The sequence below is a fragment of the Wolbachia endosymbiont (group A) of Sicus ferrugineus genome, assembly GCF_947251515.1.
Classification (GTDB): Bacteria; Pseudomonadota; Alphaproteobacteria; order Rickettsiales; family Anaplasmataceae; genus Wolbachia.
The window spans coordinates 644,486-659,227 of sequence record NZ_OX366370.1 but is presented as its reverse complement, the minus strand read 5'-3'; the positions used below and the strand labels follow the sequence as shown (position 1 = coordinate 659,227).

Sequence of the window (14,742 nt, the reverse complement as noted above, 5' to 3'; positions counted from 1 at the left end):
ACTATATAAATAATTTAATTTCACACATGGCTTGTACAAGTAGTCCCTTTAGGGCAATGCCATGGAAGATAAACTATTTGGAGGAATAAATATGGCAAGTTTGCCTGAAGTCACTGTGCGTGATTTAGCCGGGTCTGGTGTACATTTTGGTCACAAAATTAGTCGCTGGAACGCAAAAATGGCTCCATATATATATGGGGTACATCAAGAAAATCGTATACATATAATTGACTTGCGAAAAACATTACCATTGCTACAGGTGGCCATGAAGGCTTTATATGACGTTGCATCTCAAGGTGGTCGCATTCTATTTGTTGGTACAAAGTTTCAAGCTTTTGATATTATTGCAAGTGAAGCGATTCGTTGTGGTCAATATTATGTGAATCATCGATGGCTTGGTGGTATGCTTACTAATTGGGGCACTGTTTCTTCTTCGATAAAAACCTTGATGCAATATGAGAAAATATTAAATGACGAGGATAGCATTTTAACAAAGAAAGAATTGGGGAACATTGAAAAGAAAAAGCAAAAGCTTGATAAGGCGCTTGGTGGTATTAGAGAAATGGGAGCAATTCCTGATATCTTATTCATCATTGATACTAATAAAGAGCATATTGCGGTTAAGGAGGCTAAAAAGTTAGGAATTCCAATAGTTGCAATACTTGATACTAATTCTGATCCAGATGATATTACTTATCTAATACCTGGAAATGATGACTCAAGAAAATCAATAGAGCTCTATTGTAAATTAGCTACCGACTCTATATTAGCTGGAATAGAGTCTAGTCTAGCAAGATCTGGAGTTAAGATTGATAATATAAAAGGTGATGAGTTTATTCAAGAAAAAGAAGATAGTATTGTGCAAACTAAAAGGAAACGTAGTAAAGTTTACAAAGAAGAAGAAAGGGAGGTAGTAACAAATGAAGATGAATCCAGATAATATAAGGGAATTACGTGATAGGACAGGGCTTGGCTTAAGTGACTGTAAAAAAGCATTAGAAGAATGTGATGGTGACATCAAGAAAGCCGTTGATAAGTTGCGTACAATAGGTCTTGCTAAAGCTGACAAAAAATCTGATAGAGTAGCTTCAGATGGGCTCGTTGCTATGTGTTTGACTGAAAATTATGGTGCATTGGTTGAACTCAATTGCGAAACCGATTTTGTTGCAAGGAATGAGAAATTTATAGAGTTAGTTTCAAATTTAGCATCAATTGCTCATCAAGAACGCTGTATCAGCGTTGATGAGTTAAAAAATGCCAAGTATGAAAGCATTGGCACAGTGCAGGAAGCTATTATGAATGGTACGTCAGTTCTTGGTGAAAAGTTAGAGTTGAGCAAGCTTTGTTACCTAGAGACTAAGGATGGAGTTGTTGCTGGTTATGTACACGGTGATGTACGTGGTTTAGGTAAAACTGGCGCTTTAGTTGCATTGCAATCACCCGGTGATAAGGCAAAGTTACAGGAAATTGGAAAACAAATAGCGATGCACATAGTTGCTATGAAGCCTGAAGCTTTGTCTATAGATGATTTAGATCAAATAAAGTTGAAAAATGAATGTTCTATAATTGAAGAGCAAGTAAGGAGCTTAAATAAACCTGAAGAAGTAGCAAAAAAAATAGTAGATGGACGAATGGCTAAGTACTATGAAGAAGTTGTTTTACTAGAACAAAAGTTCATAAAAGATGATAAAATGAAGGTTTCTGATTTTATAAAATCAAGCGAGGTGAGTGCTATTAAATTATCTGATTACAAGTTACTTGTTTTGGGCAGTGCAAACTAAATGGCAAGAAATGTCTTCCTTAGCAGATAAAGTAAAATACTCTATAGTGTTATTGAAGATCTCTGGTGAAGCTTTGATGGGGTCACAGTCTTTTGGCCATGATATGGGAATAATAAGCCAATTATGCAAAGATATAGCTGATGTTAACAGGCTTGGAGTTCAGGTATGTATTGTTGTTGGTGGTGGTAATATCTTTCGTGGCGCATCTGCGTCTTTAAGTGGCTGTGAAAGAGCAAGCAGTGATTATATTGGAATGCTTGCAACTATAATCAATGCTTTAATTTTACAAAACTTTTTAGAAAAAAATTTAGTAGCTTCTAGGGTATTATCTGCAATACCCATGGCCACTGTATGTGAACCTTACATAAGAAGGAAAGCTATTCGTCATTTAGAAAAAGGTAGAGTGGTAATTTTTGCAGCAGGCACAGGCAACCCATTTTTTACTACAGATACAGCTGCAGCCTTACGTGCTGTTGAAATGAATTGTGATGTTATTCTAAAGGGTACACAAGTAAATGGTGTATACTCCGCTGATCCGAAAAAAAATGAGGATGCTGTAATGTATGATAGGCTTTCTTACACGGATTTATTGACTCGTGATTTAAAAGTTATGGATGCATCAGCAATTTCACTTGCTCGTGAGAATTCTATTCCAATTATAGTTTTTTCTTTGAAGGGAGAAAAAATAGTCAATATTATTAAGGGTCAAGGTACTTATACTATAGTTTCAGATTGTAAACAGTAGGTAATTTATGTTAAATGAAATAAAAGCTAAAACAAAAGAAAGAATGCTAAAAACTATTCAGTCCTTTCATAATGATATTAAAGGCGTACGCACTGGTAGAGCTAGCGCATCGTTGCTTGATGGTATAGTTGTAAATATCTATGGTGGACATCAAAAGTTAAATCAGGTTGCAGGCGTTTCAGTTATAGATAACAAAACCCTATCAATTAAAGTTTGGGATATTAATGTTGTAGGTGAAGTGAAAAATGCTATATTAAATGCCAACTTGAATTTAAATCCTGTTGTTGAGGGCAATACCATACGTATAGCTCTTCCGGATTTAACACAAGAAACCCGTGAAAAATTAGTAAAATTATTGCATCAGTTTTCTGAAAATGCGCGGATTGCCATCAGAAATATACGCAGAGATGTTATGGAAGAAATAGAGAAAATGAAGGGAAATAAGGAGATCTCAGAAGATGATTTTCATGGTGCTAAGAAGGAAATACAAAATATTACTGATGATAATATAAAAAAGATTGATGGTGAATTGTCCATCAAAGAAAAGGATATATTGCATCACTAAGGTAATATGAAAGAAACCTTCAGTAGTGAATATGAACGTTGTGATTTGAGAGCAAATTCCACCAAGAAGGGCGTCATCCCAGTGCGTGACACTGGGATCCAACTTCTTATCCAACCTCATCAAAAACGTTTATTTAGTACAAGATTAGCTACTTTCTGTGCTAGTTTGCTTGTCTACAAGCAAACTTTTCTGGATCCCAGTGTCAGCTACTCGGATGACAGAAGAGAGTACTGGGGTTACAGAAGAGAGTGTTGGCGGGTGGTTTAGGTGAACTTTAAATGTTGAATCAAGAATCTTTACCGAAACATTTAGCAATTATTATGGATGGTAATGGTAGATGGGCGAACAATCAAGGAAAGGTAAAAATTGATGGTTATAAAAAGGGCAGTGAAGTTGCATACGATATTGCCAAGTATTGTACGGACCTAACCATACCCTACTTAACTTTGTATGCATTCTCTATGGAGAATTGGCTTAGACCCAAAAACGAAACTGACTGTCTATTTGATTTATTTTACTCCGTTTTAACTAATGAAGATAAAGTCAATTTCATTTGCAACTGTAACATTAAGTTGAATTTTATTGGCAATTTAAGTCTGTTATCCAGTAAAATATTGGATCAAATTAAAAAAGCAGAAGAAATGACACATAAGAACGATGGTTTATTACTCACTGTGGCAGTCAGTTACGGAGCAAAGCAAGAAATTACACAAGCTATAAGCAATATTATAAAAGAAAATATTGCTTATGTATCAGAAGAGGAATTTGAAAAATTTCTATATACTAAAGATCTACCAAAATTGGATTTATTAATTCGCACTGGCGGCGAAAAAAGGTTAAGCAACTTTTTATTATGGCAAGCAGCTTATGCTGAATTATATTTTTGTGATACTTTATGGCCTGATTTTTCTTGTCAAGATTTGAGCAAAGCATTAGAAGATTATACAAAAAGAGAGAAAAAATATGGTAGATAATAATTTTATAATTAGAATATTGTCCTCAATAGTAATATTATTCATATTTTCTTTTGCTACATATTTCAGTGATTTATCGTTTTACCTATTGATTTTTTCAATAGCAGTTTTATCTTCTTTTGAATGGTATAATCTAACCCAAGGAAACAAAATTTTATACGTTTTCGCATTATTATTGATTGCACTACCAAGCGCCTCATTAATATATTTATATAATCTACCACAGGGAAAATACGCATTAGTATGGTTCGTCTTAACCATTTGGGGAATTGACATTACTGCCTACCTATTTGGTAAGAATTTTGGTGGAGCTAAAATTTGCCCAATTCTTAGCCCTGGAAAAACTTGGACAGGACTTCTTGGTGCGATTTTAGCTGGAGTAGTGTGCACAATTTTTGGATCAATATTTTTTGGTCTATTTTCAATTTTTTATTCTCCAATCATTGGCCTTGCAATCGCTATTCTAGCGCAACTTGGCGATTTCACTGAGTCGCTTGTTAAAAGAGCTTACGGTGTTAAAGATAGTGGAAGTATGATACCTGGCCATGGAGGAGTGCTCGATCGTATGGATAGTTTCATTTTTACTGCCCCTCTTATTGCTATTTACATAAGCTAAGTCTGCAGAAGAAATAAAGTGCCATTAGAGTTCATCCCTAGTCAGCTCCCCAACCGCTTCTACAGTACAGTCATGGACAAACGTCTTTTCACAATAAGGGCAGGCTATTTCCTCTTCTTCTCCCATATCTAAATATATTAATGGATGGCCGGAACCCTCATCATTCTCATCACCATGACAACAAACTTTTCTATTATTAACCCTCACTTTTGACATGCTACTCCTTTAGCTTATAACATTTTATATATTGAATATACCCATTCAGAAATAAAAAACAACAAGCACTATTCTCCATTTTTTATCCTATTCAGGTTAATTAATTCGTTTTGAACGCCTTTTGATACAAATTTGCTAACATCTTCTCCTAATCTTGCTATTTCCTTTACAAAACTTGATGAGATAAATTGAGTATCTTCAGAAGCAGGAAGAAATATGGTTTCGATTTCAGGAAGAAGTTTATAATTTACCCAACTCATTTGAAACTCGTAATCAAAATCCGATACTGCTCTTAATCCTCTAATAATAACAGAAGCATTCTGCCCTTTGGCAAACTTCACTAGCAACCCATTAAAAGATATAACATCTGCATCAATTCCTAGCCCTTTGATTTCACTTTCAGCCATGCTTGTGCGTAGCTTTGTGTCAAAGGCAATATGCTTATTAACGTTTTCTGCAACTCCTATTATTAATTTATCGACTAGTTTACACGCTCTTTTGATTATGTCAATATGCCCAAAAGTTATAGGGTCAAATGTGCCAGGGTAGATTCCTATTCTGTTATTAATGTTCATCCTTTATTTTTATATAAACTACTTTAAAAACTTTTGATAGACATAATAACATTTTTTATCTAAAAATGAAAGTATACAGTTGGCCTGATAGCTCAGTTGGTAGAGCAAAGGACTGAAAATCCTTGTGTCGCTGGTTCGATTCCTGCTCAGGCCACTTCTCTTTCTTACCAAACTTACCTTTTTGTTGTAAAACGTTCTATAATATGTTATGATATTAATATAAGTGTTGAGAAGGTAAACTATATGTATAAATGTTATAGTAGAATCTTTAATATCTTATTAATTATAGTTCTATTATTAAGCAATATTACTTATGCTGATGTTAGCGAAAAACCGGCATCTCAACATATAACCAGAAAAGAAGAACCAGCGTCAACTGTCTTGACGGCAGAAAATACAGTAAATAATGACATAGTTGTTGGTTTGTTGAAAACGGAAGAAGAGGCATACCCATGTGAGCTTGGGCTATCTCAAAATATCTACGAGATGTTTAATAACTTTGGGGTTAAGACTGTACTGATTGATTATAATAAGATAATTAGCCTTAAAAAAATTCAGACAGAGTCACTTAATCTCGCAAAACAAGATGAAACATTGGCAAAGAAGCTGACATTAGACCGAATAAAAGTTAAAGTTGCAAAGTTTATTAAAGAGCACAAAATAAATAGAATATTTATTCCAGACAATTTTCATTCAGAACCGTTTCCCCCCACTCCTTGTCGCCAGCTTGTTACTGAAGCAATTGCAAAAATAGTGGATGATAACCCTGCAATTCATTTACTTGGCATATGTGAAGGCATAATGAATGCAAAGGGAATTGAAGTAGTGAGTGTTGTGAGTGATGAAGAGAAGCGAAGATCTCATTTAAAATCAGCACCTAATCCACATAAAGAGGATGCACCTCTCCAGCAGATAAAGATCGTTCCAAACAGTCGTTTAGCGGAATTAGTAGCTAAATTCTTAATACCTAATGAAAATGGCTGGTTTTCAACATATTTTCCAGATGCTCATTCAGGGGCAGTAAGTAATACACCAGAAAATAGAAGAAAATTGGAGTTACTTGGATATAAAGTTGCAGCATTTTCCAGTGATGGGGTAATAGAGGCTATTGAAGATAAGCACGGTAACATTTACTTTCAATGTCATCCAGAAGCCCTTGTTGTAAAATCATATAAAAACCTCTATTTATCAAATCACAAGGAACGTCAAGTGTCTACACTAGTTGCTATAGCGATTATAAATGATTTTCTTTATCGTGCTTAATGGATATGTACCTATAGCTTTAGATTTACCAACGATTTGATAAACGACAAATTCGTCATGATCCGTTCAGGATAGCGGCAAGGTAGTATAACCATAGAGTAAATGTGAGGTAAGTCCTTACAATAAATGGTGTCATCCCAATGCTTGACACCTTTGTGTTTGAGGCAAAATCGGCTATAACACTTAACATACTGCCTTTGCAAACAAATGTTCGTACAGCTGTGTGTTACGCACTTTGCTTCAATATTTGTACATTAGCCATGCATCTGAACAGATACCGACAAATTCGTCATCCCGCTGCTTGTTAGCGGGATCTAGAGATACCGTGGCGGTATGACGTACTGACTTGCATTAGCTATAAAATAGTAGTTTATATAAATCCCATAGCATGCCGAATGAAGCTTTTTTTGAGAAAATTTGAATTTTCAACTGCAATCAAGCCAAGATTTCTTAGTGCTTTAGCGCAGAATATTCTGTTGGAGAACATCCTATTTAATCCATCAGTTGCAAGCGCCATTGTAAAATTATCAAAGTATCTGTTACGTGAAATTTTCTTTAATAAATAACTACTGCCAACATCAATACCAGATGCTTTTGCAGCAACTATGTGCTTTATAACACTTTCTACATCTCTAATTCCAAGATTAAGCCCTTGACCTGCAACAGGATGAATTGAATGTGCTGCATCGCCGATAAGCAAAACTCTACCCTTATATAACTTTTTTGCGAAAACAAAACTTAAAGGATAAAGTTTTCTTTCACCCTCTAATTTTATCTCTCCTAAATAAGAACCAAATCTTTTTTTGAGCTCTATAATAAATTCTTCTTCAGACAGATCCATTAGCATTTTTGAAATTCCAGATTTTTCTGTCCAAACTATCGAAGAAGTATAGCCACCCTTCATCGGCAGAATTGCAAATGGACCGCCAGGAAAAAAACGCTCTGCAGCTAAGTTTTGGTGATGCAGTTCATGCTTTACATTAAATACTATGCTACTTTGTTTATAATCAAATTTCACTGTCGGTATAGAAAATAACTCTGGTAGTTTAGAGTTTTTGCCTTCAGCGCAGATAAGTAGCGATGATATTAATTCCTGGTTATTATCAAGAATAACTTCCACATATCCTGAATCACAAGCAATTGTTTTATAGGAATGTGGAGAGTATATATTTAGTTTATTCAGAAAATTATTGTTGATTGCATTCCATATAGTAGCATTGTTAATAACATAACCCATTGGTTCTTCACCAACCATTTTATGATTGTAATGCACAGTAACCGCATCTAATATGCATATATCAAGTATTGGCTCAGCTTCGCTTTCTATAAACTGCCAAATCCCTAATTTTTCCAATATTTTTTTCGAGCCTTGAGAAATAGCAAATGCTCGGTTGTCATCTACTACACATGGTAGACTATTTTTTTCAATCACAGCTACAGACACAGAGTCACAACTGAGGCCAATTGCAGTAATAAGACCAAGCAACCCACCACCTGAAATGATTACATCATAATTCATTTTATTCACGCTAATTGTAAAATTATATTTTATCTATTTTGAAAATAGTTTAAACAAACTTTATAGACAAAGACCTATAGCTAACCCAAGAAAGGTTTCCCTACGTCATACCGCGATTCATTCCACAACTGTACGAACATTGCAATATGGTACTATATCACATAGTAAGCGATGTCATGGAAGTAGCTGACACTGGAATTCAGAAAAAAGGATGATGTCATTCCAGTGCTTGACACTGGAATCCAGCCTTTCCATAATCATTAAAACGTTGTATTTTAACATAAAACAGCTATTTTTATGCTCGCCAACTTAATAAAATTCCTGGATCCCAGTGTCACGCACTGGGATGACACCCTTCTGGTAGGTCCAAATCACAATGTTCGTACAGTTGTGGATTCATTCGCGGTATAAATTCCGCTAACGAGTAGCGGAATGACGGTTTTTCAAATTGTAGGTAAACCTAAGCCACTTTAGCTATAACATCTTTAGCAATGTCTTCATAAATCTCTGCCAAATCTTCACTTAGCATTAAAGGATTTCCACAATCAGAAGCATGACATATTTGTGGATCCAGAGGAATCCTGCCTAATAGTTTGATGCTCAGCTCCTCAGACATTCTTTTTGCGCCGTCTTTTCCAAATATGTATATTTCTGAGCCGCTTTGAGTAAAATAGCTCATGTTTTCCACAATGCCAATAATCGGTATACTGAGCTTTGTAAACATATCATAAATTTTGCGAGCATCGATTAAAGAGAGCTCCTGTGGAGTTGAAACTATTATCGCCCCGGTTAAGTTAAAATTTTCCATAAGACTTAAATGCACATCGCCAGTTCCAGGTGGTGTATCAACTATCAAATACTCTATATCGGACCATTTTGTTCCCATGAGCAGATTATAAAGTGCTTTTGTGATCATAGGTCCGCGCCATATTGCTGCACGATCCTTGTCAACAAAATAGCCGATTGAGATAGTATGCAGTCCATACTTTTCTATAGGTATTGCTTTTCCACCCTGTATTTCTGGCTTTAATTTTTCAGTGCTAAGCATTTTAGGAATTGAAGGACCATATATATCTGCATCAACCAGCGCAACTTTATGTTTCAACTTTGCTAATGAGAGAGCAAGATTTAGCGCAACTGTGGACTTGCCCACACCGCCTTTACCAGAGGCTACAACGATTATATTTTTCACTCCTTCGATATGTAATTTAGCTTTTTGTTGCCCAGTTTGTTTTTGACAAGTAGCAACCACGATCACTTTTTTCACCCCCGGTATAGCTTTAACAGCTTGCTCGCAATTTCTTCTTAATTCTTCGTTTGCTTGCGTGTTACCGGCAACTTCAAGCGCAAAACCAATGTCCCCGCCTTTAATAATGATTGAGGATATTATGCCAAGAGCGATCACATCTTTACCGCTTTTTTGCTCTATAACTTTTTTTAAGTTCTCTCTTACAATTTCTTCGTTGATCATTAGACCTCTTACATAGCAGATACCAGTGCGTACTGTACGAACATTTGTTTCGGAAACAGTATGTTAAATGTTATAGCAGGTTTTGCCTAGAACACAAGCCAAGTAGCTTGACACTGGTTCACTCAAACAGGGTCGGAGGTAAAATCCCTGACCCTGAAAACGCTGGTGTTAGTTTTTCTCATCCACTGCAGATATTGCACGGTACTATCCACTTGGTCGTCGTGGCGAGTTTCTGGGAACATTAAAATCTCATACTCAAAGTCATTGAGCCATACTGCTTGGTGCGGCAGAAAAACCTTGCCAGACTCTATAATCGGAACAATTTGATAAAATCGAGTGAGTTTGTCATCATGTGGTACTATTTCGATAATTGGTAAATCACTGTTTGTCTTTAGCTCTTGCACCAATTGCTGACCACTTGTTTTTGCTTCGATTAAAATTGCGTGTGGTGTCCATCTTGCTGCTAAGGACAAAACTTGCTCTTTAAGCTTTGGATACTCAAGCTTTGCGCGATATACATCAAGTAAATAGAATTTGTTGTCTATTTTTGCCCAGGTAGTGCAGACGCTAAAGTTGCTCATGCTGCTTGTTGAAACTGCAGTGTCCCAGCTCTGAGTGACATATGAGAGACTATCAGGAAAATTTCTATAGCGCTTCAGCCACTCTCGTTTAATTATACCACTTGAAAGTGGCAGAGGGTTTTGTTGATATTGATACCAATTCCCACTATACAAAGAACGGATAGACAATAATGGGAAAAAAGCCATACTAAAGTAAGTGAAGTAGCGAGGTATAAATGGCATTAAGATCAAAATTATTGGATGAAAAAGTAGTAGAATCAGCAAAAGAAATGCTGAAGAAAGTAAGGAACAATGCATATGTTTCAAAAAAACTAAATGCTGTAATTGCGGCAAAAAAGCATAGTATAACGGCTGTAGCAAAAATATATTGAATTTCAAGAAGCGCACTAACTTCGTGGATAAAACTCTTGAAATTTGGCAGAGAAGAAAAACTGTTTGCTCCTCCATCACGCCGTAGAAAAACTAAATTAAATCAGGCTCAACTACAGCAAATTGAAGCATGTATAGAAGAAAATCCTAATATTACCATTAAAGAAATGAGAATAAGAATCCAGGAAAAGTTCGGATTAAATATCAGCAAATCTACAGTACACCGCCATATGCAAAAGATGAAATTTTCATATATTACACCAAGACCAGTACACAACGTACAAGATAAAAGTAAACAAGAGGAATTCAAAAAAAAATCTCAATGGAGCTATTAGCAAGTATCCAGAAAAAGAGCTATTTTTCTTTGATGAATCAAGGTTTGGCACACATTCGAAAGTTGGGCATGGATGGTTTAAAAAAGGCACTAGGACTCGGGTTAAAATAAAATTAGGTAGGCATAATTTTTATCTCTACAGTGCAGTTAATCCTAAAAATGGAGAGAGTTTTAGCTTATTTGCACTAAATGTTAACACTGATTGCATGAATGTATTTCTTGAGCAAATGTCGCAATATCTAGGGACAAGAGAAGCTGTTCTTGTTATGGACTGTGCTAGTTGGCATAAGTCAAAAAATTTAAAGGTAGCTAAAAATATTGAGATTATATACCTACCTCCATATTCACCTGAACTCAATCCTGTTGAGAGGCTTTGGTTATACATAAAACAGAACATTTTGCGCAATAAAATATACGATACAATTGCTCTGCTTTAGGGTGCTTTGTGCAAATTTATTACTTCTCTTGCCAGCTCCACAATTAAACAACTCTGCAATTTCTCCTATTTGACTGACCAACAATGAGAATTGGTATTACATTATACTTTCAAGTATGGCGTTTTTTTATTCCAAACGTCTAATAACCACGACTCAGCTGCTTTTAAACGCAACTAACCTAAATTATAAACGTTAAGAAATTTACTAAGTGAAAAAAAAAGGCAAAGAAACCCCAGGGTAGCTAGTATTCAAATTCTCCCTTGTCTATTTGATGTCTTTTACTGTCTTAAACGCTTTATAAGCGCGTTTCGGCTTTTATAGGCAGAAACCTAAAGTTTTATAAAGACATGAGGTGCACATAGTGCAAAAAATTAAGCATGATTTACGCCAAATACATTAAGTTTTTTTGTCATTAATCTACTGCAGAGATTGCGAAGATAAATAAATAGCTTCAGTGTTATGATAAGGGGGCTGGCGGAGTTTGTAAAGTAAGTTTTTTCGTTTCTATTCCCAAGAAAAGTTCGTCATATGGTTATGCAAGAAGTCTATTCGTGTAGTTGTGAGCAGCCTAGTTATAAATCACTCACAATTGATATGCTTGAATTATTCTCAGTAAATAAATCAAGCATAATGTTAGGTATTCTACCATCAACTATGTGAACAACTCCAGCACATTCCTCTACCATTTTAGTATATGCCATAAGCCTTCCAATAAATTTTTCTCCTTGAATTTTGCCACAATCAATCGATGCATTTAAATTTTTAACAGATATCTTCCTGCCACCAATTTTATCTATTTCTTCACCTGTATCGCTAAAGGTTATCATTTTAGATGCAGAAACTGCAATTGCAATTGTGCTTGCAGTGCTATCGGCATCAATATGATATGTTTCCCCATTTTTTCCATGACCGATAGGTGCAATAACTGGTATAAAATCTGATTCTTCAATAAAAAATAATATATCAGGATTGATTTCAGTGGGCCTACCGATGAATCCCATGTCTAGTATTTTTTCGATGTTATTTGATCTGTCTTCCTTAAGCGTAGCGCTTATCTTTTCAGCTTTTATTAAGTTGCCGTCTTTTCCACATAATCCAATAGCTGAACCACCAGCAGAATTTATATGCTGAACAATTTTTTTATTAACTGAACCACACAGTGCCATTTCAATGATTTTCATAGTGTCTTTGTCTGTAAGTCTGATACCATTCACAAACTTACTGTCCATACCCAGCATTTTTAACACTGAGTTAATTTCATATTCTCCGTCATGAACTATCACCGGATTTATACCAAGCTGCTTTAATAAGACAACATTATGCACAAAAGTATAGAATAGTGTTTCATCTGAGATCGTTACGCTGCCACATTTAATGACAAAAGTTTCACCCACAAAGCTAGGTATGCTAGACAGCACTTCAAGTAATATTTCTGCTTTTTGTTCAAATGATACTTCACCCTTTAAAAATTCACTACTTTTCATTTTTTTATCTTGTAAACTTGAAAAACTCATCTCTTACCTTGATTATTTTATGCTTAACACGGATGCTTATTTGATGAATTGACACATTCTCATTATTAATCCATTTTTGAGTATCTTCTAGAATGGCATCTAGGCTTTTTTGACTCACTTTATCTATTTTTGTTAGCACAACGTTAAAGTTAATATTATTATATATTAACCAATAAATGAAGTCTTTGTCTATTTCTTTTAATCCTACCTTGCTATCTATCAACACAAACACTCTTCTTAGATTTTTTCTTTGAATTAGATAATACTCAATTAAGTTTAAATATTGTATAATTTCCTCCTTACCTGCATGAGAATAACCATACCCTGGTAGGTCAGCAAGTCTGAACTTATCATTGTACATAGAATAAAAATTTATTTGTCTAGTGCATCCAGGTTTAGAGGAAACTCTGGCAGCTTTTTTGCTGTTTATCAGTAAGTTGATCAGACTGGATTTTCCTACATTTGATCTACCAGCAAACGCAATCTCTGGAGCCGACTCATCTGGTAATGATTTCATGTCCGAAGCTCCAAATATGAAATTGCAGCTTGATGTTATCTGTCTTGCCATTATATTCAAGTAGAAGGTAGTAGATATATTATAGTGTTATTGCTTGATATAAGAAATTTTTTATTTCAGTATATATTACTTAGTTAAAATACTAGACCTGTGCTATATGAATATAGAGAATAATTTACAAGACTTAAAGAAAAAATTTAGTGATATAGAAAGGAACTTGGAAAACCCTGCCAATTTAAGTCAAAAAGAATTCATTACCCTTTCAAAGGAATACTCTGAGCTTAGGCCAATAATCAAGATAATTGATGAATATAACACGCTGAAAGAGGAAATTTCAGACTTAGAGGAAATAATGAAAGATGAAAACAGCGAAGGTGATATAAAAGAGTTAGCAAAAGAAGAATTTTTCGAAAAGCACAAGGTATTATTACCAAAAGTAAAAGCAAAACTAAAGTTAGCATTATTGCCTAAAGATGAAGATGACTCAAGAAATGCAATATTGGAAATCAGAGCAGGTACAGGAGGAGAAGAAGCAGCATTATTTGCAGCAATGTTATTTCGTATGTATCAAAAATATGCAGAAAGAAGAAATTGGAAGTTCGAGCCAATAAGCATTTCTAATACAGGTATAGGTGGCTATAAGGAAGCTTCTGCACTCATTAATGGAACAGAAGTTTTTGCAAGGTTGAAATTTGAATCAGGAGCACACAGAGTACAGAGAGTGCCAGAAACTGAATCCTCAGGAAGGTTACATACCTCTGCCGCTACTGTTGCGATATTACCTGAAGTAGAAGAAGTTGACTTTAAAATAGAAGAAAAAGACTTACGAATAGATGTTTATAGATCCAGTGGTCCTGGAGGGCAATCAGTGAATACAACTGACAGCGCAGTAAGGGTCACCCACTTGCCAACAGGGATAATTGTAATACAGCAAGATGAAAAATCGCAGCACAAAAATAAAGCTAAAGCGCTTAAAGTATTGAGGGCAAGGCTATACGAAATTGAAAGACAAAAAAAAGAAATGGAAAGGTCAACAATGAGAAAAAGTCAGATTGGCTCTGGTGATCGTTCCGAGCGCATAAGAACATATAATTTTCCACAATCAAGAATAACAGACCACAGAATTAATCTAACTTCACATCGGCTAGAGCAGATTATAAAAGAAGGTGAACTAGATGAATTTATTGAGGCATTAATTTCACGTAATGAAGCAGAAAGATTGGCCGGGGAAAGTTAATCGCTCACATCTGTAAAAAGATCATTAA

Annotated in this window: 14 protein-coding genes, 1 tRNA gene and 2 pseudogenes; 10 read left to right on the top strand and 7 right to left on the bottom strand. The window is 35.2% G+C overall.

Annotated features, from left to right (window positions below; translation table 11 throughout):
- Positions 1 to 91 precede the first annotated feature (91 nt).
- The 6 genes from rpsB to OPR24_RS03385 all read left to right on the top strand — a co-directional run bounded on the left by rpsB (position 92) and on the right by OPR24_RS03385 (position 4,681).
- Complete coding sequence (gene rpsB / locus OPR24_RS03410) at positions 92 to 940, top strand: 30S ribosomal protein S2 (RefSeq protein WP_265032583.1); 849 nt, start codon at positions 92 to 94, stop codon at positions 938 to 940.
- Positions 921 to 1,781, top strand: coding sequence for a translation elongation factor Ts (gene tsf, locus OPR24_RS03405; RefSeq protein ID WP_265032581.1), 861 nt, complete (start codon positions 921 to 923; stop codon positions 1,779 to 1,781). The genes rpsB and tsf overlap by 20 nt, the downstream gene beginning before the upstream one ends.
- 10 nt (positions 1,782 to 1,791) lie before the next feature.
- Positions 1,792 to 2,526: a UMP kinase gene (gene pyrH / locus OPR24_RS03400; RefSeq protein WP_265033991.1), complete on the top strand. Its 735-nt coding sequence runs from the start codon at positions 1,792 to 1,794 to the stop codon at positions 2,524 to 2,526.
- A 7-nt stretch (positions 2,527 to 2,533) separates the two neighbouring features.
- Entirely contained in the window at positions 2,534 to 3,091 is a 558-nt protein-coding gene (gene frr, locus OPR24_RS03395) for a ribosome recycling factor (protein WP_265032579.1), read from the top strand.
- A 278-nt stretch (positions 3,092 to 3,369) separates the two neighbouring features.
- Positions 3,370 to 4,065, top strand: a complete 696-nt coding sequence (gene uppS, locus OPR24_RS03390; RefSeq protein WP_015589050.1) for a polyprenyl diphosphate synthase — start codon at positions 3,370 to 3,372, stop codon at positions 4,063 to 4,065.
- Complete coding sequence (locus OPR24_RS03385; RefSeq protein WP_265032577.1) at positions 4,055 to 4,681, top strand: phosphatidate cytidylyltransferase; 627 nt, start codon at positions 4,055 to 4,057, stop codon at positions 4,679 to 4,681. Before uppS ends, OPR24_RS03385 begins: the two co-directional genes overlap by 11 nt.
- A gap of 24 nt (positions 4,682 to 4,705) precedes the next feature.
- Here the strand turns inward: OPR24_RS03385 and OPR24_RS03380 are convergent, their stop codons facing one another.
- Together OPR24_RS03380 and coaD are read right to left on the bottom strand one after the other, a co-directional pair.
- Positions 4,706 to 4,897: a zinc-finger domain-containing protein gene (locus tag OPR24_RS03380; protein WP_006279326.1), complete on the bottom strand. Its 192-nt coding sequence runs from the start codon at positions 4,895 to 4,897 to the stop codon at positions 4,706 to 4,708.
- Positions 4,898 to 4,965: 68 nt separating this feature from the next.
- Positions 4,966 to 5,472 (bottom strand): pantetheine-phosphate adenylyltransferase, encoded by a 507-nt coding sequence (gene coaD / locus OPR24_RS03375; protein ID WP_265032575.1) that lies wholly within the window; start codon positions 5,470 to 5,472, stop codon positions 4,966 to 4,968.
- Positions 5,473 to 5,553: 81 nt separating this feature from the next.
- Between coaD and OPR24_RS03370 the strand changes: the two genes are divergently transcribed.
- Positions 5,554 to 5,626: transfer RNA gene (locus tag OPR24_RS03370), tRNA-Phe, on the top strand.
- An 89-nt stretch (positions 5,627 to 5,715) separates the two neighbouring features.
- Complete coding sequence (locus OPR24_RS03365) at positions 5,716 to 6,735, top strand: gamma-glutamyl-gamma-aminobutyrate hydrolase family protein (protein ID WP_265032574.1); 1,020 nt, start codon at positions 5,716 to 5,718, stop codon at positions 6,733 to 6,735.
- 370 nt (positions 6,736 to 7,105) lie between these two features.
- On the opposite strand, the gene ubiH is transcribed toward OPR24_RS03365, so the two are convergent.
- The 3 genes and pseudogenes from ubiH to terL all read right to left on the bottom strand — a co-directional run.
- Positions 7,106 to 8,254 (bottom strand): 2-octaprenyl-6-methoxyphenyl hydroxylase, encoded by a 1,149-nt coding sequence (gene ubiH, locus OPR24_RS03360; protein ID WP_265032573.1) that lies wholly within the window; start codon positions 8,252 to 8,254, stop codon positions 7,106 to 7,108.
- A gap of 460 nt (positions 8,255 to 8,714) precedes the next feature.
- Positions 8,715 to 9,725, bottom strand: a complete 1,011-nt coding sequence (locus OPR24_RS03355) for an Mrp/NBP35 family ATP-binding protein (RefSeq protein WP_265032572.1) — start codon at positions 9,723 to 9,725, stop codon at positions 8,715 to 8,717.
- A 122-nt stretch (positions 9,726 to 9,847) separates the two neighbouring features.
- Positions 9,848 to 10,438, bottom strand: a pseudogene (terL, locus tag OPR24_RS03350) (phage terminase large subunit); the annotation flags it as partial.
- An 83-nt stretch (positions 10,439 to 10,521) separates the two neighbouring features.
- Between terL and OPR24_RS03345 the strand changes: the two are divergent.
- Positions 10,522 to 11,533: pseudogene (locus OPR24_RS03345) on the top strand (IS630 family transposase).
- A 485-nt stretch (positions 11,534 to 12,018) separates the two neighbouring features.
- Here the strand turns inward: OPR24_RS03345 and argB are convergent.
- Both argB and yihA read right to left on the bottom strand, forming a co-directional pair.
- Complete coding sequence (gene argB / locus OPR24_RS03340; RefSeq protein WP_320157132.1) at positions 12,019 to 12,930, bottom strand: acetylglutamate kinase; 912 nt, start codon at positions 12,928 to 12,930, stop codon at positions 12,019 to 12,021.
- Between the two features lie 4 nt (positions 12,931 to 12,934).
- A complete protein-coding gene (yihA, locus tag OPR24_RS03335; protein ID WP_265032567.1) occupies positions 12,935 to 13,528 on the bottom strand; it encodes a ribosome biogenesis GTP-binding protein YihA/YsxC in 594 nt (197 codons plus the stop codon).
- A gap of 106 nt (positions 13,529 to 13,634) precedes the next feature.
- Here yihA and prfA point away from each other — a divergent pair, with 106 nt between their 5' ends.
- Positions 13,635 to 14,714 carry a peptide chain release factor 1 gene (gene prfA, locus OPR24_RS03330; protein ID WP_265032565.1) on the top strand — a complete coding sequence of 360 codons (1,080 nt, stop codon included), beginning with the start codon at positions 13,635 to 13,637 and terminating at the stop codon, positions 14,712 to 14,714.
- Positions 14,715 to 14,742 lie beyond the last annotated feature (28 nt).

Bases quoted from the DNA above. Each gene is read 5' to 3' on its own strand.
- rpsB (WP_265032583.1), top strand. From the start codon at position 92: ATGGCAAGTTTGCCTGAAGTCACTGTGCGTGATTTAGCCGGGTCTGGT.
- tsf (WP_265032581.1), top strand. From the start codon at position 921: ATGAAGATGAATCCAGATAATATAAGGGAATTACGTGATAGGACAGGG.
- pyrH (WP_265033991.1), top strand. From the start codon at position 1,792: ATGTCTTCCTTAGCAGATAAAGTAAAATACTCTATAGTGTTATTGAAG.
- frr (WP_265032579.1), top strand. From the start codon at position 2,534: ATGTTAAATGAAATAAAAGCTAAAACAAAAGAAAGAATGCTAAAAACT.
- uppS (WP_015589050.1), top strand. From the start codon at position 3,370: ATGTTGAATCAAGAATCTTTACCGAAACATTTAGCAATTATTATGGAT.
- OPR24_RS03385 (WP_265032577.1), top strand. From the start codon at position 4,055: ATGGTAGATAATAATTTTATAATTAGAATATTGTCCTCAATAGTAATA.
- OPR24_RS03380 (WP_006279326.1), bottom strand. From the start codon at position 4,897: ATGTCAAAAGTGAGGGTTAATAATAGAAAAGTTTGTTGTCATGGTGAT.
- coaD (WP_265032575.1), bottom strand. From the start codon at position 5,472: ATGAACATTAATAACAGAATAGGAATCTACCCTGGCACATTTGACCCT.
- OPR24_RS03365 (WP_265032574.1), top strand. From the start codon at position 5,716: ATGTATAAATGTTATAGTAGAATCTTTAATATCTTATTAATTATAGTT.
- ubiH (WP_265032573.1), bottom strand. From the start codon at position 8,254: ATGAATTATGATGTAATCATTTCAGGTGGTGGGTTGCTTGGTCTTATT.
- OPR24_RS03355 (WP_265032572.1), bottom strand. From the start codon at position 9,725: ATGATCAACGAAGAAATTGTAAGAGAGAACTTAAAAAAAGTTATAGAG.
- argB (WP_320157132.1), bottom strand. From the start codon at position 12,930: ATGAAAAGTAGTGAATTTTTAAAGGGTGAAGTATCATTTGAACAAAAA.
- yihA (WP_265032567.1), bottom strand. From the start codon at position 13,528: ATGGCAAGACAGATAACATCAAGCTGCAATTTCATATTTGGAGCTTCG.
- prfA (WP_265032565.1), top strand. From the start codon at position 13,635: ATGAATATAGAGAATAATTTACAAGACTTAAAGAAAAAATTTAGTGAT.